The sequence below is a fragment of the Reyranella massiliensis 521 genome, assembly GCF_000312425.1.
GTDB lineage: Bacteria > Pseudomonadota > Alphaproteobacteria > Reyranellales > Reyranellaceae > Reyranella > Reyranella massiliensis.
In genome coordinates, this window is the sequence record NZ_HE997181.1 from 2388492 (window position 1) to 2410188 (window position 21697).

20 protein-coding genes are annotated in these 21697 nt (G+C 67.6%); 18 read left to right on the top strand and 2 right to left on the bottom strand.

Translation table 11 applies throughout. The features are described 5' to 3' along the window. Positions 1–10: 10 nt before the first annotated feature. Positions 11–658 (bottom strand): TIGR02466 family protein, encoded by a 648-nt coding sequence (locus tag BN60_RS11810; RefSeq protein ID WP_020696256.1) that lies wholly within the window; start codon positions 656–658, stop codon positions 11–13. A gap of 44 nt (positions 659–702) precedes the next feature. Here BN60_RS11810 and BN60_RS11815 point away from each other — a divergent pair, with 44 nt between their 5' ends. The 5 genes from BN60_RS11815 to BN60_RS11835 are packed head-to-tail and all read left to right on the top strand — an operon-like array spanning position 703 to position 3840. After that, a complete protein-coding gene (locus BN60_RS11815; protein WP_020696257.1) occupies positions 703–1593 on the top strand; it encodes a phytanoyl-CoA dioxygenase family protein in 891 nt (296 codons plus the stop codon). Continuing rightward, on the top strand, positions 1583–2167 hold the full coding sequence (locus tag BN60_RS11820; protein WP_215905901.1) for a YceI family protein: 585 nt from the start codon (positions 1583–1585) through the stop codon (positions 2165–2167). The genes BN60_RS11815 and BN60_RS11820 overlap by 11 nt, the downstream gene beginning before the upstream one ends. After that, positions 2154–2708, top strand: coding sequence for a cytochrome b (locus tag BN60_RS11825; protein WP_020696259.1), 555 nt, complete (start codon positions 2154–2156; stop codon positions 2706–2708). The genes BN60_RS11820 and BN60_RS11825 overlap by 14 nt, the downstream gene beginning before the upstream one ends. Then, positions 2705–3289 carry a YceI family protein gene (locus tag BN60_RS28815; RefSeq protein ID WP_215905902.1) on the top strand — a complete coding sequence of 195 codons (585 nt, stop codon included), beginning with the start codon at positions 2705–2707 and terminating at the stop codon, positions 3287–3289. The genes BN60_RS11825 and BN60_RS28815 overlap by 4 nt, the downstream gene beginning before the upstream one ends. Continuing rightward, a complete protein-coding gene (locus tag BN60_RS11835) occupies positions 3286–3840 on the top strand; it encodes a hypothetical protein (RefSeq protein WP_020696261.1) in 555 nt (184 codons plus the stop codon). Before BN60_RS28815 ends, BN60_RS11835 begins: the two co-directional genes overlap by 4 nt. Here BN60_RS11835 and BN60_RS11840 read toward each other — a convergent pair whose 3' ends face one another. Next, on the bottom strand, positions 3841–4923 hold the full coding sequence (locus BN60_RS11840) for a citrate synthase/methylcitrate synthase (protein ID WP_020696262.1): 1083 nt from the start codon (positions 4921–4923) through the stop codon (positions 3841–3843). An 83-nt stretch (positions 4924–5006) separates the two neighbouring features. On the opposite strand from BN60_RS11840, the gene BN60_RS11845 reads away from it, so the two are divergent. The 13 genes from BN60_RS11845 (at position 5007) to rnr (ending at position 21689) form a co-directional block, all read left to right on the top strand. Continuing rightward, entirely contained in the window at positions 5007–6227 is a 1221-nt protein-coding gene (locus tag BN60_RS11845) for a citrate synthase family protein (protein WP_020696263.1), read from the top strand. Continuing rightward, the gene (locus BN60_RS11850; RefSeq protein WP_020696264.1) at positions 6224–6763 is read left to right on the top strand and encodes a cysteine hydrolase family protein; all 540 of its coding nucleotides are present in this window, start codon (positions 6224–6226) and stop codon (positions 6761–6763) included. The genes BN60_RS11845 and BN60_RS11850 overlap by 4 nt, the downstream gene beginning before the upstream one ends. A gap of 82 nt (positions 6764–6845) precedes the next feature. Beyond that, positions 6846–7811 (top strand): aspartate carbamoyltransferase catalytic subunit, encoded by a 966-nt coding sequence (locus BN60_RS11855; RefSeq protein WP_051150123.1) that lies wholly within the window; start codon positions 6846–6848, stop codon positions 7809–7811. After that, positions 7808–9157, top strand: coding sequence for a dihydroorotase (gene pyrC, locus BN60_RS11860; RefSeq protein WP_020696266.1), 1350 nt, complete (start codon positions 7808–7810; stop codon positions 9155–9157). Before BN60_RS11855 ends, pyrC begins: the two co-directional genes overlap by 4 nt. Positions 9158–9262: 105 nt before the next feature. Then, positions 9263–10066 (top strand): hypothetical protein, encoded by an 804-nt coding sequence (locus BN60_RS11865; protein ID WP_043283857.1) that lies wholly within the window; start codon positions 9263–9265, stop codon positions 10064–10066. Positions 10067–10075: 9 nt separating this feature from the next. Beyond that, complete coding sequence (gene plsY, locus BN60_RS11870) at positions 10076–10678, top strand: glycerol-3-phosphate 1-O-acyltransferase PlsY (RefSeq protein WP_020696267.1); 603 nt, start codon at positions 10076–10078, stop codon at positions 10676–10678. Positions 10679–10773: 95 nt separating this feature from the next. Further along, positions 10774–12366 (top strand): ABC transporter substrate-binding protein, encoded by a 1593-nt coding sequence (locus BN60_RS11875; RefSeq protein ID WP_043285426.1) that lies wholly within the window; start codon positions 10774–10776, stop codon positions 12364–12366. Between the two features lie 50 nt (positions 12367–12416). Continuing rightward, entirely contained in the window at positions 12417–13445 is a 1029-nt protein-coding gene (locus BN60_RS11880; protein WP_020696269.1) for an ABC transporter permease, read from the top strand. After that, the gene (locus tag BN60_RS11885) at positions 13442–14644 is read left to right on the top strand and encodes an MFS transporter (RefSeq protein ID WP_020696270.1); all 1203 of its coding nucleotides are present in this window, start codon (positions 13442–13444) and stop codon (positions 14642–14644) included. The genes BN60_RS11880 and BN60_RS11885 overlap by 4 nt, the downstream gene beginning before the upstream one ends. Further along, positions 14641–15561 (top strand): ABC transporter permease, encoded by a 921-nt coding sequence (locus BN60_RS11890; protein ID WP_020696271.1) that lies wholly within the window; start codon positions 14641–14643, stop codon positions 15559–15561. Before BN60_RS11885 ends, BN60_RS11890 begins: the two co-directional genes overlap by 4 nt. Before the next feature lie 52 nt (positions 15562–15613). Continuing rightward, positions 15614–16669 (top strand): DNA-processing protein DprA, encoded by a 1056-nt coding sequence (gene dprA / locus BN60_RS11895; protein WP_020696272.1) that lies wholly within the window; start codon positions 15614–15616, stop codon positions 16667–16669. Positions 16670–16720: 51 nt separating this feature from the next. After that, positions 16721–19423, top strand: coding sequence for a type I DNA topoisomerase (topA, locus tag BN60_RS11900; RefSeq protein WP_020696273.1), 2703 nt, complete (start codon positions 16721–16723; stop codon positions 19421–19423). Then, positions 19416–21689, top strand: a complete 2274-nt coding sequence (gene rnr / locus BN60_RS11905) for a ribonuclease R (protein ID WP_020696274.1) — start codon at positions 19416–19418, stop codon at positions 21687–21689. Before topA ends, rnr begins: the two co-directional genes overlap by 8 nt. Positions 21690–21697: the final 8 nt, after the last annotated feature.

Below are 21697 nucleotides of genomic sequence, written 5' to 3' on the forward strand. Positions count from 1 at the left end.
ATGGTTTCTTTCAGCCCCGCGGCTTGCGTGCGCCCGGCTTGAGAGGGCAAGCATAGTTGAAGCTAATCGAGATGCGCTCGCCGGAGAAGCGCGCCGGCGGCACCTCGTGACGCAGCCAGCTCTCGAACAGCAGCAGATCGCCATCTTTCGCCGGCACGTTGACGAAGGCCTGCTGACTTTCGGGCGCGTCGGCCCGCCGCGGCGGTGCGGCCATGTGATGGACCAGACGCGGGTCCTCGAACTTCAGCGCCCCCGCTCCTTTCGGCACCGAGACGTAATAGGCGCCGCTGATGAAGGAGGCCGGGTGAATGTGCATGGAATGTACGGTGCCGGCAGGCATCAGGTTCGCCCAGCAGTCGGCCATCGCCAGGTCCCGGCCCGAAAGATCGTAGTGCAGATCGCGCGCGAAGGCTTTCACATGGCGGTCGATCCGCTTGCGCAACCTGTCGAACAGAGAAGTGACGAGGTGCAGCCGGTCGAGCGAGCCGTAGGAAGTGTAGCCGCCCAGATAATGTCGCGCCGACCAGCGCCGTCCTGCCTCGTCGGAGAGGCTGAGGGACTGGCATTCGTCGGCCAGGTCCTGATTGAAACGCCGCCAGCCGCCGTCGATCAACGAAGCGCGGTAAACCAGTGTCGGAAATAGGGCACGGATCGCCATAGCGTGATTATCGGTGAACCGGGCGTCTCGTGCTATGCTTTCGCATGCTTACGACCGAGCAGATCGAAGCCTATCGCCGCGACGGCTATCTGGTGATCCCCCGCCTGATCCAGGGCGAACAACTCGCGCACCTGCGGGCGCTCACCGACCAGATCGTAGCCGAGGCCCGCGGCGTTGCCGCCAACGACGATCTCTACGACCTCGAACCCAGTCACAGCGCCACGCTGCCGCGGGTACGCCGGCTGAAGCCCGCCATCTTCAAGCGCTACGCCTTCTTCCATGCGCTGGCGCGCGATCCCGCGATCACGTCGATCCTGAGCCAGCTCCTCGGCCCGGCCATCCGCTTGCATGGCGGCAAGCTCAATATGAAGTCGGCAGGATATGGCTCGCCGGTCGAATGGCATCAGGACTGGGCCTTCTATCCGCACACCAACGACGACGTGCTGGCGACCGGGATCTATCTCGACGATTGTGGGGAGAGCAACGGCCCGCTGATGGTCTTGCCAGGCACTCACCACGGTCCCGTCCACGACCATCACGCCGACGGCCGCTTCTGCGGCGCGATGAATCCCGCCGTCTGCGGTCTCGATTTCGGCAAGGCCGTGCCACTGATGGGACCGGCGGGATCGATGACCATCCATCACGCTCGGCTGGTCCATGGCTCGGCGCTCAACCACTCCAACAGCCAGCGTCGTCTGCTGTTGCACGAGTATGCCGCGGCCGATGCCTGGCCGTTGATGGGCGTGGCCGATTTCGACGAATTCAACAGCCGCATGGTGCTGGGCGAGCCGACCATCGAGCCCCGCATGCGCCCCGCGCCGATACGCATGCCGCTGCCCCCGGCCGGCCACCAAGGATCGATCTACGAGAACCAGCGCGGATCGGGCCGCCGTTTCTTCGAGACCTATGAGGAGCGCGTTCGCATTGCCAACTAGGTTCTTGGGACTGTTCGTCGTTGCCGCTGCGACGCTGCTCTCGGTCGCAGGGCAAAGCGCGTGGGCTGCCGAAGACCTCAAGATCGGCGGAAATCGCGGCACCATGGAATTCGCCATCGGCGATTCGCGCATCTTCCGCACGACCGGCGGTTTCCAGACGTGGCAGGGCAATGTCCAGGTGAACGACGCGGACATGCCCAAGAGCGCCGTCGAGGTCACCGTCCAGACCGACAGCCTAAAGATGATGGACCGCCAGCAGGCCGACATGCTGAAGGACTCGGACTTCTTCGACGTCGATCGCTTCCCGCAGATGACGTTCCGCTCGGAGAAGGTCCAACGGACGGGCACGGAAACGCTCAAGATCGACGGCTTCCTCACCCTGCGCGGCGTCACCCGGCCGATGACCCTCGATGTCACCGTGTCGGACCGCAAGCCCAACGCCGCACCCGGCGCGCGCTATGCCCGCGTCCGCGCCAAGGGAACGATCAAGCGGTCGGATTTCGGCATGACCAAGTATGTCGATCTGGTGGGCGACAACGTCGAGATCTCGATCACCACCGATGCCTGGCGTTGAAGGCCGCCGCCAGGGGCATCATCCCGGCGCCAAGGCCCTTCACTGGATCACCGCCCTGGCCGTCCTGGGCTTGCTGGGCGTCGGCTTGTGGATGACGGGCCTGCCGCTGGGGCTGCTGAAGCTCGAAGTCTATGGCTGGCACAAATGGATCGGCCTTACGGTCCTGGTGCTCACCATGGTGCGGCTGTGGTGGCGCTGGCGCCACCCACCACCGCCCCTGCCCGGCGCCTTGCCGGCTTGGGAGCGCCGCGCTGCCCACGCCGCGCATTGGGCCCTCTTCTTCCTGCTGCTGGCCATGCCGATCAGCGGCTGGCTGATGAACTCCGCCGCCGGCGTCGGACTCTACTGGTTCGGCTACGTGCCGATCCCCGATCTGGTGCCGCACGATCCCGCCCTGTTCGAGACGTTGCGCACGGGCCACCGTGTGCTATCGCGTCTGCTGATGGCGGTCGTCGCCCTGCATGTCGGGGCGGTCGTCTATCACGACGTGTTGCGCCGCGACGGCATCTTCCGCCGCATATGGCTGTCCGGAGAAAGATGATGCGCGCCTGGCTGTTGCTTGCCGCCCTCTTGATGGCCCGTCCCGCCCTGGCCGGCCCGCAGGATGCGTGGACGGTCGATACGCGCGCGCCCTCGCTCACCTTCTCCGTCACCCAGGTTGGCTCGATCGTGAGCGGCCGGTTCCCGACCTGGACGGGCGAGATCGTGCTCGATCCCTCGGCCCTGGCGTCGGCCCGCATCGACATCAAGATCGACACGCGCGCCGTCACCGCCAACAACACCGACGTCGATTCGCTGCTCAAGGGTCCGAACTTCCTCGGCGTCCAGAAGTTCCCCGAGGCCCGCTTCGTGGCAACCTCCATCGTCTCGAAGGGCGGCGACCGTTACGAGGCGCAGGGCAAGCTCACGATCCGCGACGTCACGCGCGACGCCGTCCTGCCGTTCACTTTGACGATCGTCGACGATCCGTCGAAACCGGGTGCGCTGCGCGCCACCGCGAAGGGCCGCATCGTCCTCAAGCGGCTCGACTACGGCGTCGGTCAGAACGAATGGGCCAGCACCGGCCAGATCGCCAACGAAGTGACCGTCGACCTCAACATCGCGGCAAGCCGGCCGCGATGATCTCGCGGCGGCGTGCATTGGCGTCCGGCGGCGCGCTGCTTGTCGCCCCCGAGGCGGCAGCGCAAGCCACGACCTGGCCCGACTGGGTCGGCGTCTATGTCGGCGCCGTCCGCTTCTATCGGTCGATCCCGCTGGAAGACATCGTCCCGCCCCCGCGGAACCCGAGGGTCGACTTCGACAGCCCGACACCCTTCGGCCTCCAATTCTCTGTCGACAAGACGGCGGGCGGCAGCAGTGTCTGGCTGCGCATCGACGGCGGCCCGATGCAGACGGCCGAACAGGGCGAAACATTGCGCTTCGGCCTGCTGGTCGACGGCGTTGCGTTGCTGGCGTCGACCGATGCCCGGCCGGCGCCGCGATCGGCAAACCTGACCGTGAGACCGGACCAGCTTTCCACCGAAGCATTGTTCGCCCATGCCGATGGCAGCTTCTGGCGGCGGCATTTCACCGCCAACTTCACGTCGGCCGGCGCCGACGTGATCCTCTGGGTGTTCGATGCCGCCGGCACGCGGGCGCGGACATGGCGCGGCTCGACACGGCGGCGCGGCTGACTAGGGCCGCGGCCCGACATAGTTCGACTGCGGACGGATGATGCGGCCACCCTTCTCCTGCTCGAAGATGTGGGCGCACCAGCCGGCGACGCGGCCGACGGCGAACAAGGCCGTGAAGGCGCTGCGCGGCACTTCGAGCGCCTCCAGCAAGAGGGCCGTGTAGAACTCGACGTTGGTGTCGAGGCGCTGTCCGGGCTTGTGCTTGCGCAGCGCGGCGATGGCGCTCTTCTCGACTTCGACGGCGAAGGCGAGCCGGCCCGCCGTCTGCGGCAGGGTCGCGACGGTGTTCTTCAGCACATCGGCCCGCGGGTCGCGCACCTTGTAGATGCGATGGCCGAAGCCCATCAGGCGCGTGCCTTTGGCAAAGGCGTCGTCCAGCCAGGCCGCCGCGTTCTCCGGCTTGCCAATCTCGTCGAACATGTCGAGCACCGGCCCCGGCGCACCGCCGTGCAGCGGCCCCTTCAAGGCGCAGAGTGCGGCCAGCACCGAGGAGATGAGGCCCGCCCGCGTCGAGGCGACGACGCGCGCCGTGAAGGTCGACGCATTGAAGCCGTGATCGGCGACGGTCGCGAGATAGGCGTCGAGGCCTTTCTCGAAAGCAGCGTCCGCACGCTTGCCCCGGACCATGCGCAGGAGATCCTGGGCGGTGGTGAGCGTCGGATCCGGCGCCAGGGCCGACTTGCCCTCGGCGGCACGCAGCAGCGCGGCGAGGAACACCGGCAGCGCACCGCAGACCAGATAGTGATGCGGCATCGGCTCGGAATCGGCCAGCATGCCGAGCCCGACCCGCAGCCCCTCGACCGGCGTCAGTCCCTTGGTGGCAGCGACCAGCTTGGGCACCTCGGCGAAGGCCCGCACCCGCGCCGCCGCCAGCCCCTGGCGCACGGCGGCCTCGTCGCCGCCGCTCTGTGCGAAATCCGTCCAGAGCAGGGCCGCGACGCCCTCGAAGCCTGTCTCGGCGGCCAGTTCCTCGATGGCATGCCCCCGGACGATCAGCCGGCCGGCCTCGCCATCCACCTCGCTCATCAGTGTGTCGGCCACGACCACCCCGTCGAGCCCGCTGTTCACCCGTGTCTGAAGCATGACAATCCCCTTGGCTGTTCATGCTGAACATTCGGCCGAACATATATGTTGTCAATATTGATTGAATTTATCAATAATTATGAATGGCAACCGAATGGCTGAGTTCCAAGGAAGCGGCGCAACGATTGGGCGTCTCGGCGGCGACGCTCTATGCCTATGTGAGCCGCGGCCTGCTGCGCTCCGAAGGCAACAGCGGCCAACGCGAGCGGCGTTACCGCGCCGACGACGTCGCGCAGCTCAAGCGCCGCCGCGAGGTCGGCCGCAAGGCGGAGTCGATTGCCGCCAACACTCTCGACTTCGGGACGCCGGTGCTGGAATCGGCGCTCACGCTCATCGAGAACGGACACCTCTTCTATCGCGGCCAGGACGCCACCCTGCTGGCGCGCACGGCATCGCTGGAGCAGGTCGCGCAGATCCTGTGGGACTGCGACGAGCGTCCGTTCGGCGCCAAGAACCTGCCGCCCATGTCGGCGGCCCTGCGCGGCGCCTGGCAGGCCGCCGCGGCATTGCCGCCGGTCGATAGCTGCCTCGTCCTGTTGCCGGCGGCCGCGCGCTGGGATCATCCGAGCTGGGTAGAGGATCGCGGCGCCATGCTCGAAACGGGCGCCCGCATCCTGCGCCTGCTCGCCGCCGCGGTGACGTCGCAGCCCCTCTCCGACCGGCCGGTGCACGAACAGCTTGCCGAGGCCTGGCAGGTTCCCGCCGGGTACGCGCCGCTGATCCGCGCTGCGCTCGTCCTGTCGGCCGACCACGAGTTCAACGCCTCGGCCTTCGCCGCGCGCGTCGTCGCCTCGACCGGCGCCAATCTCTACGGTTCGACGATGGCGGGGCTGGTGGCGATCAACGGCCCGCGCCATGGCGGCCTGACGCGCCGCGTGGCGGATCTGTTCAGCGACCTCAAGGAGGTGGGCGATATCGACGCCGAACTGGCGCGGCGCGTGCGCGAACGCATCTACATTCCTGGCTTCGGCCATCCGCTCTATCCCGACGGCGATATCCGTGCGACCACGCTCCTCGCCATGTTGCGCGAGAGAGTGCCCCACTCCCCGGAGCTTGCCTTTGCCGACAAGGTCGCGGCATCGGCCGAGCGTCTGATCGACCGCAAGCCCACGGTCGATTTCGCGACGGTGACGCTCGAACGCGCGCTCGGCCTGCCGAAGGATTCCGCATTGGCCCTGTTCCTTCTCGGCCGCACCGTCGGCTGGATCGGCCACGCTGTGGAACAGGCCACGCATGGTTCTGTTATTCGTCCGCGGGCGCGCTATACAGGCCCCCGCCCCACACCAGCGCCGAGCGCGAGATGAGCAACGCCCTGATCGTCATCGACATGCAGCAGGGATCGTTCACTGCAGCGACACCGCGACACGACGCGACCGCCCTCGTGCAGCGCATCAACACGCTCGCCGCCAGCGTGCGCGACAAGGGCGGTGTCGTCATCCACGTGCAGCACGACGGGCCGCCGGGCGACCCGCACCAGCCCGAACTGCCGGGATGGCGATTCCTGCCGGATATCGACGTGCGACGGGACGACACGATCGTACGCAAGACCGCCTGCGATGCCTTTCTGCAGACGCGCCTGGAAGCGGTTCTGCGTGCCAAGGGAATCGACCGGCTGATCATCACGGGCTGCGCGACGGACTATTGCGTCGACACGACCGTGCGCAGCGCTCTGGCGCGCGGCTATCGCACGACCGCGCCGTCCGACGGCCATACGACCAGCGACCGTCCGCATCTGCCGGCGGTGAAGATCATCGAGCATCACAACGCGATCTGGGCCGACTTTCTGGCGCCCAACGGCCCTGCCGAAGTGTGCCGCTGCACCGAGGTTCGGCTCGACTGACGGGTCGGGCTGCGACCAAACGGTTATCCACCACAACGTTGCCTTGCGAGCGCGGCATGCGCGTGCTTAACGTCGCGCTTTAGTGACAAAGAAACGCGCGGGCGTGCCGAGGTTGCCCCACCTTCTCGGCATCGAAGGTCTGTCGCCCGAAACGATTTCGGGCTTGTTCGACCTGTCGGAAAATTACATCGACCAGAACAGATCGATCGACAAGCGGCGCGACATGCTCGCCGGCCGCACCGTCATCAACCTGTTCTTCGAGAACTCGACGCGCACGCGCACGAGTTTCGAGGTCGCGGCCAAGCGGCTGGGCGCCGACGTCATCAACATGGACGTCGCCACCTCGTCGGTGCGCAAGGGCGAAACCCTGCTCGACACGGCGATGACCCTGAACGCCATGCGGCCCGACGCCATCGTCGTGCGCCACAACGAGTCGGGCGCGGTCAATCTCCTGTCGCAGAAGGTGAACTGCGCCGTCATCAACGCGGGCGACGGCCAGCACGAGCACCCGACGCAGGCGCTGCTCGACGGCCTGACCATCCGACGACGACGCGGCAGCCTGCAGGGGCTGGAAGTGGCGATCTGCGGCGACATCATGCACAGCCGCGTCGCGCGCTCGAACATCCACCTGTTCCAGATCATGGGCGCGCGGGTGCGGGTCGTCGGTCCGCCCACCCTGATGCCCACCGACGTCGACCGCCTCGGTGTTGAAGTCCACTACAACATGAAGACCGGCCTCAAGGACGTCGATATCGTGATGATGCTGCGCCTGCAGACCGAACGGATGCAGGGCTCGTTCGTGCCGTCGATCAGCGAGTATTTCCGCTTCTTCGGCCTCGACCACGAAAAACTGAAAGTCGCCAAGCCCGACGCGCTGATCATGCATCCCGGCCCGATGAACCGCGGCGTCGAGATCGACTCCGAGGTCGCCGACGACCTCGACCGCAGCGTTATCCACGAGCAGGTCGAGATGGGCGTCGCCGTCCGCATGGCCTGCCTCGAAGCGCTGATCGGCGGCCACCGCAACCAGATCGGGGCCGTGGCATGAGCGGCAACATCTACAAGTCGGCGCCGCCGCATACGGGTTCGACCGCCTACATCAATGCGCGCATCGTCGATCCCGGCGCCGACAAGGAATATCAGGGCGCCGTGCTGATCAGCGACGGCAAGATCGCCGACTTCGGCCCCAACCTCTTCGCCTCCGGCGCGCCGTACGGCATCGAGTCGATCGACTGCCGCGGCCTCTATCTGGCACCGGGTATCGTCGACACGCGCGTGCATACCGGCGAGCCGGGCGAGGAGCACAAGGAGACGCTGGAAAGCGCCGGCGCGGCGGCAGCGGTGGGCGGCATCACCTCGCTGGTGCTCCTGCCGGACAACGAGCCGCCGTTCGACGACGCGTCCCTGATCGAGTTCGTGGCGCGCCGCGCCCGCCAGATCAAGCTGGTGAACATGTACGCCTACGGCGCGCTGACCGTGGGGCTGGAGGGCAAGGAACTGGCCGAGATAGGCCTGCTGGCCGAAGCCGGCGCCGTGGCCTTCACCGATGCCGACCATGCCGTGGGCAATGCCCAGGTGATGCGCCGCGCCCTCTACTACGCCAAGGCCTTCGATGCGCTGATCGTCCACCTGCCACAGGAACCCAGCCTGTCCGGCGGCCACATGACCAGTGGCGAGATGGCGACGCGGCTCGGCCTCGCGGGCAATCCGCCGCTTGCCGAAGTGATGATGGTTGAGCGCGACATCCGCCTCGCCGAAATGACCGGCGGGCGGCTGCACCTCGCCAAGATCTCGACGGCGGAAGCGGTGAGCGTGATCGCTGCCGCCAAGGCGCGCGGACTCAAGATCACCTGCGATACCGCCGCGCCCTACTTTGCACTCAACGACCTGGCGGTCGGCGACTATCGCACCTTCGGCAAGCTGGTGCCGCCTCTGCGCGCCGAGAAGGACCGTCTGGCCGTCGTCGAAGGGCTGAAGGACGGTACGATCGACGCCATCGTCTCCGATCACCGGCCGCAGGATCAGGACAGCAAGCGCGTGCCCTTCGCCCAGGCCGAACCGGGCGGCATCGGCCTCGAAACCTTGCTGCCGATCTCGCTCGAACTGGTGCACAACGGCCAGCTCACCTTGCCGCGCCTGTTCCAGCGCCTGTCGAGCACGCCGGCATCTCTGTTCGGCCTGCCCGGCGGCAAGCTCGCCAAGGGCGCGCCGGCCGATCTCGTGGTGTTCGACGCCGACTATGCCTGGAAGGTCGACCGCGACGAGTTGTGGAGCAAGACCAAGAACACGCCGTTCGACGAACGGCCCGTGCAAGGTCGCGTGATGGCCACCATTGTCGGTGGCCGCACGATCTATCGTGACGACAGTTTTGCAACGGCGGCAGCGGCGGCCTGATAGTCCGAGCTGCCGTCGATCTACTGTCATGGGCCGCGCAATTGCTGCCTCCAAACGGCCATATCGTCTGATATGGTCGCGCGTCTTTCCGGAACGGGGATTTGTATGATGCTCCGGCAGTATCTTCTTCTTGGCGTCGCGACGGTCGCGCTCGCCGGCACCGCCAGTGCGCAGCAGCGCGGCCAGTCGCGTGACGATCTGCTCGATGCGTTGACCCGGCACATCCAGATCTGCAGCGAGATCACCGAGACACAGGCACGGCTTTCCTGCTTCGACCGGCTGCAGACGCAGATCGGCGGCGTGCAGGCGCCCGCCCCGACACCGACGCCAATACAGGCGAACCCCGCGCCGATGCCCACGCCGATCGCGCCCACCAGCCCGTCCACTGCCGGCACCATGGGCGGCTCGGCCATCGGCGCGGCTCCGCTCGCACCGCAGCCTCTGGCCGTTCCGGGCGGTGGCACCGCGACGCTCGGAAGCGCCGGTCCGGCAACCGACCAATCGTCCGGCACACGGGCTTACGATCCCGACGCCGCCTTCGATCCGCGCTCGTCGAGCTACCGTCCTCCGGAAAACATCGGCCCGAAGCCGCAGCCGCAGGTACGCCGCACCGGGCCGCGCCCCATCCCCTATGCGTCGACGCCGCAGCCGCTCGTGACGCTCGGTGCCAACAATCTGACCTACGGTCCGACGCGCTACTGGCAGGTCACCGTCACCCTGACCTCGAACACGCAGCGGCCGGTCGAAACCCAGGCCGTCTGTACCTTCATGAATGGCGGCAGGTCGCTCGAGGATGCCTATTTCGGGCCGATCACGATCCAGCCCGGCGAGCAGATCACCACCGAGTTGGTCGGGCCGCCGACCACCGCCTATGTCGATTCCACCAACTGCCGGATCATGCGCCCCTAGGCCACGGCAATGATCTCGACGCTGATCCTGCTGCTGGGTCCCTTTCTGCTGGGCTACCTGATGGGCTCGATTCCCTTCGGCCTGCTGCTGACGCGCGCCGCGGGGCTGGGCGACATCCGCAAGGTGGGTTCGGGCAATATCGGTGCCACCAACGTGCTGCGCACCGGCCGCAAGGGACTGGCCGCCGCGACCCTCCTGCTCGATGCCCTGAAGGGCGTGGTGGCGGTCCTGATCGCCGATCAGGTCGGCCAGATTCCCGCCGTCGGTGCGGCGGCCGGCGCCGTGATCGGCCACATGTTTCCCGTGTGGCTGGGCTTCAAGGGCGGCAAGGGCGTGGCGACGACGCTCGGCGTGATGTGGGGCCTCTCCTGGCCGGTGGGCGCGATCGCCTGCGGGGCCTGGCTGCTGGCCGCCGCGGCCTTCCGCTGGTCGTCGCTGGCGGCGCTGATCGCTGTCGTGGTTGCGGCCATCGCCGCCTGGTTCCTCACCGATCACCGAGCCGCCCTGCTGCTCACCCTGTTGGTGCCGCTAGTCTGGGTGCGCCACCACGAGAACATCGCCCGCCTGCTCAAGGGCACCGAACCCAGGATCGGCCAGCGCACGAAGAGCTGATCGGCACGGATGCCCGCTCGAACGCCGGTATCGCCATTGATCGCCTCACGGCCCGTGCTAGGGTCGCTGCACAACAACTGCAGGAGGCAATGACGATGTTCGTTGCACGTGTGGCGGCGCTCGCGGTGGCGAGCCTGTGCCTGACATCGGTGGCGTTGTCGGTCGCCGACGCCAAGACCTTGCGCTGGGCAAGCCAGGGCGATGCGCTGACGATGGATCCGCATTCGCAGAACGAAGGCCCGACCACGGCCATGAACCAGCATGTCTACGAGGGCCTGATCAGCCGCGATCCCAAGCTCGCCAAGGTGCCGGGCCTGGCGCTCTCGTGGAAGCCTATCGCCCCCGACACCTGGGAGTTCAAGCTTCGCCCCGACGTCAAGTTCAGCGACGGCACGCCCTTCACCGCCGACGACGTGGTGTTCAGCTACAACCGCGCGCTGGCGCCGACATCGGACTTCCGCTCCTACATCTCCTCGATCAAGGACGTGAAGGCGATCGATCCGCTCACGGTGCACATCGTCACCAACGGGCCGAACCCGATCCTGCCCGACTACACGACCTCGATCCTGATCATGTCCAAGGCCTGGTCGGAGAAGCACAACGTTACCAAGCCGCAGAGCTTCAAGGACAAGGAAGAGACCTATGCGGTGCGCAACGCCATGGGCACCGGCCCCTACACGCTGAAGCAGCGCGATCCCGACGTGCGCACCGTGATGGCCAAGAACCCGACTTACTGGGGCGCCAAGGCCTTCCCCGACTATCCCGACGAACTGGTCTACACGCCGATCAAGGAGCCCGCGACGCGCGTGGCGGCGCTGATCTCGGGCCAGGTCGACTTCGTGCTCGATGCGCCCCTGCAGGACATCGCGCGCATCAAGCAGACGCCGGGCCTCAAGACGGAGGAGACCGCGCAGGTGCGGTCGATCTTCCTCGGCCTCGACATGGGGTCGGCCGAACTCAAATACTCCGACGTCAAGGGCAAGAACCCGTTCGCCGACAAGCGCGTGCGCCAGGCCATGTATCAGGCCATCGACGTCAACGCGATCAAGGCCAAGGTGATGCGGAACTTCTCCGCGCCCGCGGGCCTCGTCACTTCGCCCGGCGTGCACGGCCACACGCCGCAGCTCGACCAGCGCCTGAAGTACGACGTGGCCTCGGCCAAGAAGCTGATGGCCGAGGCCGGTTATCCCAACGGCTTCAGCGTCTCGCTGGACTGCCCGAACGACCGCTACAACAACGACGAGCAGATCTGCCAGGCCGTCACCGGCATGCTGGCGCAGATCGGCATCAAGGTCGATCTGCAGGCGCGGTCGAAGACCTTGCACTTCCCCAAACTGCAGAAGAAGGATTCGAGCTTCTTCCTGCTGGGCTGGGGCGTGCCGACGCTCGACTCGCACTATGTCTTCACCTTCCTGTACCAGACCAGCGACGCGGCCAAGAAGGTGGGCAGCTGGAACTTCACCGGCTATTCCAGCGCCAAGCTGGACGAGCTGGCCGACGGCATGCTGAAGGAGGTCGACCAGGCCAAGCGCGACAAGATGATCGCCGACGCCTGGGCGCTCGTCGTCGCCGACATGCCGTACCTGCCGCTGCATCACCAGCTTATCGTCTGGTCGATGAGCGACAAGGTGACGATGCCGATCTTCGCCAACGACTCGCCCAACTTCAAATACGGCAAGATGAAGTGAGGCCGCGCATGCCGCTCTCGTCTTCCCCGGACGACCGGGGAGGATGAGAGATGATGGCTTTCATCGTCTCCCGCCTTCTGCAGTCGCTGGGCGTGATGCTGGCGGTGTCGTTCCTGTGTTTCGTGCTGTTCAATTTCGTGGGCGACCCGGTGAACAACATGGTCGGCCAGGAGGCATCGCCCGCCGAACGCGCCGAGATGCGCCGCGAGCTGGGACTGGAGGATTCCGTCGGCGTCCAGTTCCTGCGCTTCCTGGGCAACGCCGCGACCGGCAACTTCGGCAAGAGCTATCGGCTGGCCCGGCCGGTCTCCGACCTCATCGTCGAGCGCATGCCGGCGACGCTCGAGCTTGTCGTGGTGGCGGCCATCCTCGCGCTGGCGATGGGTATTCCGCTCGGCGTGCTGACGGCGCTGCGCCGCAATACGCTCGACAGCGGCGCGGTGATGACCTTTTCGCTCGCGGGCGTCGCCATGCCGACTTTCGTGATCGGCATCCTGCTGATCTATGTCTTCTCCGTGGAGTGTAAATCCTGGGCGCCGGGACTCGGCCTGCCGGCCGACTGGTGCTTCCCCTCCTTCGGCCGCGGCGAGACGGTGAACCTCGGCGGGTGGCAGACCGGCCTGCTGACCGACTCCGGCCTGAAGGCGATCGTGCTGCCGGCCTTCACCCTCTCGCTCTTCCAGATGACGCTGGTGTTGCGGCTGGTGCGCTCGCAGATGCTCGAAGTGCTGCGCACCGACTACATCAAGTTCGCCCGCGCCCGCGGCCTCACCGACCGCGCCGTGCATTTCCGCCATGCGTTGAAGAACACCCTGCTGCCGGTCATTACCGTGATAGGCATTCAGGTCGGTGGCCTGATCGCCTTCTCGATCATCACCGAGACGGTGTTCCAATGGCCCGGCATGGGCCATCTCTTCATCCAGTCGGTGCAGTTCGCCGACATCCCTGTCATGGCCGCCTATCTCGTCATGGTCTCTCTGATCTTCGTGACCATCAATTTCTTCGTCGATCTGCTCTACGCCGCGATCGATCCGCGGCTGCGTCTGGACCGTGCCCGGCTGGGAACGGCCGGCGGATGAGCCCTGGTTCTTCGCGCGACCTGCCGCCCGTACCTCCAGCCGTCCTTCCCTGGGCGCTGATCGGCGCCGCCTGCCTCGGTTCCTTCGCCGCGACCTCCAGCGGCACGACGCGCGCGCCCTTCCTGCTCGACATGGCGCACGATCTCGACGTCGCCATGCCGCTGGTCGCCAACCTCGTGTCGCTGACGGCCACGGCCTGGGGCATCACCTCCGCCCTGGGCGGCTGGCTGTCGGACGTGATCGGCCGGCGGCCGCTCCTGATCGCCGCCCCCTTCGCCCTGGCGCTGGCGATGGTTGCCCAAGCCTGGGCCGGCTCGTTCTTCTGGGTCGCGCTCTGGGCCGCCGTGGGCGGCGGCTGCGCCGGCGCCTTCTCCGGCGTGATCTTCGCCGAAGTCTCGGGCCGCGTGCCCGACAGCCAGCGCGGCCGGGCGCTGGGCTGGGTAATGAGCGGCCAGTCGCTCACCCTGGTGGTCGGCGTGCCCATGGCCGCCGCTGTCGGCTCGATCATCGGCTGGCGCGGCTGGCTGGTCTGCGTCGGCGGCCTGGCGCTCGCCGCCTGCCTCAGCCTCTATTTCACCGTCGGACGCGGCAGCGCCGGCCATACGCGCGGCGACGCGGCTCGGCCGTCGCTCAAGTCCGCCCTCTCGCCGCGCGTGCTGGGACTGCTGGGCACCGGCGTCGCCGAGCGCATCTGCTACGGCCTCGCGGCCGTCTACTTCGCCACCTTCATGCAGGTGACCTATCACATGTCCCTGCTCGAACTCGCCATCCCGCTGGCGGTGTTCGCGCTGGGCAACGTCGCGGGCACGGTACTGGGCGGCCAGCTCGCCGACCGGCTGCGCGACCGGCTGCTCACCTTCGCCGTCGCCATGGCGCTGTCGGGAGTCGCGGCCCTGGCGCTCTTCATGTGGCACCCCGGCCCGGTCGTCTCGATCGCCGTCGGCTTCGTCTACGTGCTGCTGAACGCGCTCGGCCGGCCCTCCTTCATGGCCGCGCTGGCCGCCGTGCCCGAGGAGGTGCGCGGCACCGTGCTCGGCCTCAACGGCACCTCGGCCAGCGTCGGCTGGATCGGCGCCGCCGCGCTCGGCGCCCTGATGATCGGTTCGGTCGGTTTCGAGGGCTTCGGCCCGTTGGCTGCGCTATTGTCGCTGCTCGGCGCGGGCGGTGCGCTGCTCAGCCGGCGGAGTGCGGCGACATGAGCGAAACGGGCGCGCTGGCGAAATTGCGCGACAGCGACATGTGGTGGAGCTTCCGCCGCTCGCCGCTGGTCGTGGCCGCCTCGCTCGTAACCCTGATCTATTTCGCGGGGGCCGTGCTGGCGCCGTGGATCGCGCCCTACGATCCGTTCGACGTGAAGGCGCTCAACCTGATGGATGCCTTCACGCCGCCGGCCTGGGCCGAGGGCGGCAGCGCCAAGCATCTGCTGGGCACCGACAATCAGGGCCGCGACGTACTGTCTGCCATTCTCTACGGCTCGCGCGTGTCGCTGATGATCGGGCTGGCCGCCATCCTGCTCTCGGTCACGACCGGCGTGCTGCTCGGCCTGCTGGCGGGCTTCCGCGGCGGCTGGGTCGAGTCGGTCATCATGCGGCTGGCCGACATCCAGCTCACGGTGCCCGCCATCCTGATCGCGCTGACCCTGGATGGCGTCACGCGCGTGGTGTTGCCCAAGAACGTCCACGACAGCGTGGCGATCTGGGTGCTGGTCTTCTCCATCGGCTTCGCCTACTGGCCGCAGTTCGCGCGCGTCACCCGCGCCACGACGCTGGCCGAGAAGAACAAGGACTATGTCAACGCCGCCCGCATCATCGGCGTGCCCGGTGCGCGCATTGCGCTCCAGCATGTGCTGCCCAACGCTTGGGGGCCGGTGCTGGTGATCGCCACCATCGAACTGGCGCTGGCCATCATCGCCGAGGCCTCGCTCTCCTATCTCGGCGTCGGCATGCCGGCCACGCAACCGTCGCTGGGCACCTTGATCCGCATCGGCAACGCCTTCTTGTTTTCCGGCGAATGGTGGATCGTGATCTTCCCGGTCATGGCGCTGGTGATCCTGTCGCTGTCGGTCAACCTGCTGGGCGACTGGCTGCGCGATGCCCTCAATCCACGGCTGCGCTGATTTCTACTTATAGTTGTTTTACAAATCTGGATTGCTCGCCTAGCGTCAGCGCATGTTCGACGGCCCGCTTCAACTCGATCTCGATCCGCGCGAACGCCGCGCCCGGCTGCGGCTGGCCCGCAGCGCCCGCATCGGCCCCGTGACCTTCCACGAGGCGCTGGCGCATTTCGGCTCCGCCCAGGCGGCCTGCACCAGACTGGCGACAGTCTCCGACGCCACCATCGCCCACGAGGAAGATGCGCTGGCCAAAGTCGGCGGCCGCTTCGTCGTCATCGGTGAGGAGGTCTATCCCGCTGCGCTGGCCGCCCTGCCGGATGCGCCCCCGGTCCTGAGCGCCATCGGCGATTGCCGCCTGCTCGATCGGCCCACCCTGGCCATCGTCGGCGCCCGCGACGCATCGGCGGCCGGCTGCCGCTTCGCCGCCGATCTGGCCGCCGCCCTGGGCGCCGCGGGCTTCGTGATCGCCTCCGGCCTGGCGCGCGGCATCGACGCTGCCGCCCACCAGGCTGCGCTGGAAACTGGAACGGTCGCCGTCCTGGCCGGCGGGGCCGACCAGATCTACCCGCCGCAGAATGCCGGGCTCCACGCCGCCATCGCCCGGCAGGGTCTCCTCCTCAGCGAGGCCTCGCTGGGGGCACCGCCGGTCGCCCGCGCCTTCCCGCGCCGCAACCGCATCGTCAGCGGCCTGTCGGCCGGTGTCGTGGTCATCGAGGCGGCCGCCCGGTCGGGCTCCCTGATCACGGCCCAGCGGGCTGCCGAGCAGGGGCGCGAGGTCTTCGTCGTGCCCGGCTCGCCGATGGACCCGCGCCACGCCGGATCCAATAGCCTCATCCGGGATGGGGCCATTCTGGTGCGCGACGCAAACGATATTCTGAGTGTCCTCGGGCAACCACGGCGCGCGCCCCAAGTGGCTGAAAAGCCTGTCAAAAAACCGCAAGATGCAGCCACCGCGCGGGTGGTGTCGGCCCTGGGTCCCACCCCCACCGCGGTTGACGAACTGGTGCGCCGATGCCAAGTGTCCGCCGCCTCTGTGGCGGAGGTCCTCATGGCTCTGGAGCTGGAGGGCCGCCTGGAGAGGCACCGGGGTAACCGCGTATCTCTGATGTAAATCAGTGATTTAGCTCCGGTTTTTGATGTTGAACTGGAGCATGATCCGGCGATGGACGTACTGGTCGTCGAGTCCCCGGCCAAGGCTAAGACCATTGGGAAGTATCTGGGCCCCGGCTACACCGTGCTGGCCTCCTATGGTCACGTCCGCGACCTGCCGCCCAAGGATGGCTCGGTCCGCCCCGACGAAGATTTCGCGATGGACTGGGAAGTCGATGCCCAATCGCAGAAGCGCATCGACGCCATCGCGCAGGCCGTCTCCAAAGGCGGCAAGCTCTATCTCGCCACCGACCCGGATCGCGAGGGCGAGGCGATCTCCTGGCATGTCATGGACATCCTCGGGCGCAAGAAGGCGCTCGACGGGGTGGACGTAAAGCGCGTCACCTTCAACGCCATCACCAAGCAGTCGGTGCTGGACGCCGTCGCCCATCCGCGCGACCTCGACCAGCCGCTGATCGATGCCTACCTCGCCCGCCGGGCGCTGGACTATCTCGTGGGCTTTACCCTCTCGCCGGTGTTGTGGCGCAAGCTGCCGGGCAGCCGCTCCGCCGGCCGCGTGCAGTCGGTGGCGCTCAAGCTGATCTGCGAGCGCGAGGCCGAGATCGAGGTCTTCAAGAGCCGCGAGTACTGGACGGTCGACGCCCTGTTCGGTACGGCCAAGAAGCAGACGCTCAAGGCCCGCCTCACCCATCTCGACGGCCGCAAGCTCGACAAGTTCGATCTCGACAATCAGGAGCGCGCCGAGCAGGCCAAGCGCGAGATCGAGCGCCGCGCCTTCGCGGTCTCCTCGATCGACCGCCGCCAGGTGCGGCGCAACCCGCCGCCGCCCTTCATCACGTCGACCCTGCAGCAGGAAGCCTCTCGCAAGCTGGGCCTCGGTGCGGCCACGGCCATGCGCATCGCCCAGCGCCTCTATGAAGGCGTCGACATCGGCGGCGAGACGGTCGGTCTCATTACCTATATGCGTACCGACGGCGTGCAGCTCGCTCCCGAGGCGATCGGCCAGACGCGCCGCCTGATCGAGAGCAAGTATGGCCAGGCCTATGTGCCGGCCAGCCCGCGCGTTTACACCTCCAAGGCCAAGAACGCCCAGGAGGCCCACGAGGCGATCCGCCCGACCGACCTCTTCCGCACGCCGCAGGACGTCGCCGCGCATTTGGACAAGGACCAGCTCGGCCTCTACGAGCTGATCTGGAAGCGCACCGTCGCCAGCCAGATGGAAAGCGCCGTGCTCGACCAGGTCACGGTCGATATCGCCAGCGGCGACAAGACCGTACAGCTGCGCGCCACCGGCTCGGTGGTGAAGTTCAACGGCTTCCTCACTCTTTATGATGAAGGCCGCGACGACACCGCCAAGGAAGACGAGGAAGGCAGCACCATCCTCCCCGACGTCGCCGAGAACGAGGCGCTGGAACGCCGCGAGGTCGTGCCGGAGCAGCACTTCACCGAACCGCCGCCGCGCTATTCCGAGGCGAGCCTGGTGAAGAAGCTCGAGGAGCTGGGCATCGGCCGGCCCTCGACCTATGCCAGCATCATCGAGGTCCTGCAGCGCCGCAACTACGTGCGGATCGACCGCAAGCGCTTCATCCCGGAAGATCGCGGCCGCATCGTCACGGCCTTCCTGCAGACCTATTTCCCGCGCTACGTCGAATACAACTTCACCGCCGGCCTCGAAGAGGAGCTGGACGACATCTCCGGCGGCCGGATCGACTGGCGCCAGGTGCTGCGCGAATTCTGGAAGGCCTTCTCCGAAGCGGTCGGCGAGACCAAGGAGCTGCGCGTCAAGGAAGTGCTCGACAAGCTCGACGAGGAGCTGGGCCCGCACTTCTTTCCGGCCAACGACAACGGCAAGAACCCGCGCGCCTGCCCGTCCTGCGCCGACGGCCGGCTGGGGCTGAAGCTCGGCAAGTTCGGCGCCTTCATCGGCTGCTCGAACTATCCGGAGTGCCGCTTCACGCGGAAGCTCGGCATCGTCGATGCCGACGCCGATGCGGCGAGCGGCGAGAATCTCGACGGGCCGAAGATCCTCGGCGAGGATCCCGCCACCGGCAAACAGGTCACGCTGCGCAAGGGCCCCTACGGCCTCTACGTCCAGCTCGGCGAGCCCGAGGGCAAGGAGAAGCCCAAGCGCGCCTCCCTGCTGCGCGGCATGACGCCCGACGACATCACGCTGGAAAAGGCGCTGGCGCTGCTGGCACTGCCGCGCGAGCTGGGGCCGCATCCGGAGGACGGCGTGCCGATCCTGGCCGGCGTCGGCCGCTTCGGGCCCTATGTGAAGCACGGTCCCAAGTACAAATCGATCCCGAGCGACGAGAGCGTGCTGGAGATCGGCATGAACCGCGCCGTGGCGCTCCTGGCCGAGGCCAAGAACCCGCGCGGCCGCGCCGCCGCCAAGCCCATCCGCACCATCGGCAATCACCCTTCCGACGAGGCTGCGGTCGAACTCTACGATGGTCGCTACGGCCCCTACGTGAAGCATGGCGGCGTCAACGCCACCGTGCCGCGCGACATCAAGCCGGAAGATCTGACACTCGACCAGGCCGTCGCGCTTCTGGCAGAACGCGCCGCCAAGGGCGGCGGAAAGAAGCCGAAGGCTGCCAAGGCCAAGAAGGCCGCGCCGGTCGCCGCCAACGATACCGGCGAAAAGCCCGCGAAGAAGAAGGCCACCGCCAAGAAGAAGGCCGCGCCCAAGCGCAAGGCGGCCAAGGCCAAGGCCAAGACAGAGGCACCGCCGCGCACCGGCACCGATGGCTAAGGGCCGCGTCCCCACCCGCGACGAACTGCTGGCCTTCATCCGCGACAGCGAAACGCCGATTGGCAAGCGCGAGATCGCCCGCGCCTACGGTCTGAAGGGCGACCAGCGCATCGAGCTCAAGGAACTGCTGCGCGACCTGCGCGACAGCGGCGAGATCGCGGCCGACCGCGCCAAGACCTTCAAGGATCCCAAGGCGCTGACCGACATCACCGTGCTCGAGATCGTGCGCGTCGACGACGACGGCCATCTGCTGGCCGTGCCGCGCCGCCACGACGAGGAGCAGGACGGCCCGCCGCCGCGCATCGAAATCGTCCCGCAAAGCTCGCGCGGCGCCCCGGCGCCCGCCGTCGGCGACCGCGTGCTGGCGAGTTTGAAGCGCCGCGGCAAGAACGCCTACGAGGCGCGCATCATCCGCCGCCTGGGCAGCGGCCCGAAGAAGATCCTCGGCCTCTACGAGGAGCCGGACGGCCGCCACGGCCTCGGCCTGGTGACGCCGACCGACAAGAAGCTGCGTCGCGTCTTCGACGTGCGCGCGGCGGACAAGAACGGCGCGCTGCCGGGCGACATCGTGTGGATCGAAGAAGCCGGCGGCGCGCTGGCGCGCCGCGCCCGCGTGGTCGAACGGATCGGCCCGATGAGCGATCCGCGCACCGTCAGCCTGATCTCGATCGCCGCCAACGACATTCCGGTCGACTTCCCGGAAGCGGCAATCGAGGAGGCCGAAAAATCCAGGGCCGCCCCGCTGGGCGACCGCCTCGATTTGCGCGGCGTCCCGTTGGTCACCATCGACGGCGAGGATGCGCGCGACTTCGACGATGCGGTGTTCGCCGAACCAGACCCCGCCCATCCCGGCGGCTGGCGCATCCTCGTCGCCATCGCCGACGTCGCCTGGTATGTGCGCCATGACCGGCCGCTCGACCGCGCCGCGTACCGCCGCGGCACCTCGGTCTACTTCCCCGACCGGGTCGTGCCGATGCTGCCGGAAGCGCTCAGCAACCACTGGTGCTCGCTGGTGCCGCGCCAGGACCGGCCCGTCCTGGTGGCCGAGATGTGGATCGACGCTCAGGGTCACCTCAAGCGCCACAAGTTCCACCGTGCCATGATGCGCTCGGCCGCCCGCCTCACCTACAACCGCGTGCAGACCGCCATGGACGGCGCGCCTGACGAGGAGATCGCGCCGCTGATGGACGAGGTCGTGCGTCCGCTCTACGGCGCCTTCCATACCCTGCTGGCGGCGCGCGAGAGGCGCGGCGCGCTGGACCTCGACCTGCCGGAGCGGCAGGTCACCCTGGGCAAGGACGGCCGCATCGCCGAGATCGGCGTCCGCGCCCGCCTCGACAGCCACAAGCTGATCGAAGAGTTCATGGTGCTGGCCAATGTCGCGGCTGCCCAGGCGCTGGAGCAGCGGCACATGCCCTGCCTCTACCGCGTCCACGACCAGCCCGACCTCGCCAAGCTCGAATCGCTGCGCGAATTCCTGGGCACCCTGGGCGTCTCGCTGCCGGCCGGCCCGCGGCTGCGGCCGGGCGATCTCAACGGCGTGCTGCAACGCGTGGCGGAAAAGCCGATCAATCGCCTGGTCAACGAGACGGTCCTGCGCAGCCAGAGCCAGGCCGTCTACAGCCCCGACAATCTCGGCCATTTCGGTCTCGCCCTCGCCCGCTACGCGCACTTCACCTCGCCGATCCGCCGCTTCCCCGACCTGATCGTGCACCGCGCCCTGATCGCGGCCTTCGGTCTGGGCGAAGGCGGTCTTGCCGAAGCCGACAAGGGGCGCTTCGCGGAATTCGGCGAGCATCTCTCCATGTGCGAACGCCGTGCCGTGGCGGCCGAGCGCGGCGCGATGGATCGCTATGTCGCGGCCTACATGGCCGCCCATGTCGGCGCTGCTTTTTCCGGCCGCGTCACCAGCGTCACGCGCTTTGGATTGTTCGCCGCTCTCGACGGTTCGGGCGCAGACGGACTTATCCCCGTCCGCTCGCTCGGCCAGGAATTCTTCCGTCACGACGAAGGCCGGCAGCTGCTGATCGGCGAACGCACCGGCGAGACGTTCGGCTTGGGCGACCGGCTGAGGCTCAAGCTCGTCGAAGCCGACATTGCAACCGGAGGCTTGCTGTTCGAAATCGTCGAGGTGCTCGAACGGGTTGAACGCCACGCCTTGCCGCGCGGCTCGCGTTCGCCGCGTGACGCACGTCGCGGCGCACCGCGGCGTCCCGTCGCGCACGGCGGCCCCCCACGGGACAAACGGTCACGCCGACGAAAGTAAAAGCTGGG

Bases quoted from the DNA above. Each gene is read 5' to 3' on its own strand.
- BN60_RS11810 (WP_020696256.1), bottom strand. From the start codon at position 658: ATGGCGATCCGTGCCCTATTTCCGACACTGGTTTACCGCGCTTCGTTG.
- BN60_RS11815 (WP_020696257.1), top strand. From the start codon at position 703: ATGCTTACGACCGAGCAGATCGAAGCCTATCGCCGCGACGGCTATCTG.
- BN60_RS11825 (WP_020696259.1), top strand. From the start codon at position 2,154: ATGCCTGGCGTTGAAGGCCGCCGCCAGGGGCATCATCCCGGCGCCAAG.
- BN60_RS28815 (WP_215905902.1), top strand. From the start codon at position 2,705: ATGATGCGCGCCTGGCTGTTGCTTGCCGCCCTCTTGATGGCCCGTCCC.
- BN60_RS11835 (WP_020696261.1), top strand. From the start codon at position 3,286: ATGATCTCGCGGCGGCGTGCATTGGCGTCCGGCGGCGCGCTGCTTGTC.
- BN60_RS11840 (WP_020696262.1), bottom strand. From the start codon at position 4,923: ATGCTTCAGACACGGGTGAACAGCGGGCTCGACGGGGTGGTCGTGGCC.
- BN60_RS11845 (WP_020696263.1), top strand. From the start codon at position 5,007: ATGGCAACCGAATGGCTGAGTTCCAAGGAAGCGGCGCAACGATTGGGC.
- BN60_RS11850 (WP_020696264.1), top strand. From the start codon at position 6,224: ATGAGCAACGCCCTGATCGTCATCGACATGCAGCAGGGATCGTTCACT.
- pyrC (WP_020696266.1), top strand. From the start codon at position 7,808: ATGAGCGGCAACATCTACAAGTCGGCGCCGCCGCATACGGGTTCGACC.
- BN60_RS11865 (WP_043283857.1), top strand. From the start codon at position 9,263: ATGATGCTCCGGCAGTATCTTCTTCTTGGCGTCGCGACGGTCGCGCTC.
- plsY (WP_020696267.1), top strand. From the start codon at position 10,076: ATGATCTCGACGCTGATCCTGCTGCTGGGTCCCTTTCTGCTGGGCTAC.
- BN60_RS11875 (WP_043285426.1), top strand. From the start codon at position 10,774: ATGTTCGTTGCACGTGTGGCGGCGCTCGCGGTGGCGAGCCTGTGCCTG.
- BN60_RS11880 (WP_020696269.1), top strand. From the start codon at position 12,417: ATGATGGCTTTCATCGTCTCCCGCCTTCTGCAGTCGCTGGGCGTGATG.
- BN60_RS11885 (WP_020696270.1), top strand. From the start codon at position 13,442: ATGAGCCCTGGTTCTTCGCGCGACCTGCCGCCCGTACCTCCAGCCGTC.
- BN60_RS11890 (WP_020696271.1), top strand. From the start codon at position 14,641: ATGAGCGAAACGGGCGCGCTGGCGAAATTGCGCGACAGCGACATGTGG.
- dprA (WP_020696272.1), top strand. From the start codon at position 15,614: ATGTTCGACGGCCCGCTTCAACTCGATCTCGATCCGCGCGAACGCCGC.
- topA (WP_020696273.1), top strand. From the start codon at position 16,721: ATGGACGTACTGGTCGTCGAGTCCCCGGCCAAGGCTAAGACCATTGGG.
- rnr (WP_020696274.1), top strand. From the start codon at position 19,416: ATGGCTAAGGGCCGCGTCCCCACCCGCGACGAACTGCTGGCCTTCATC.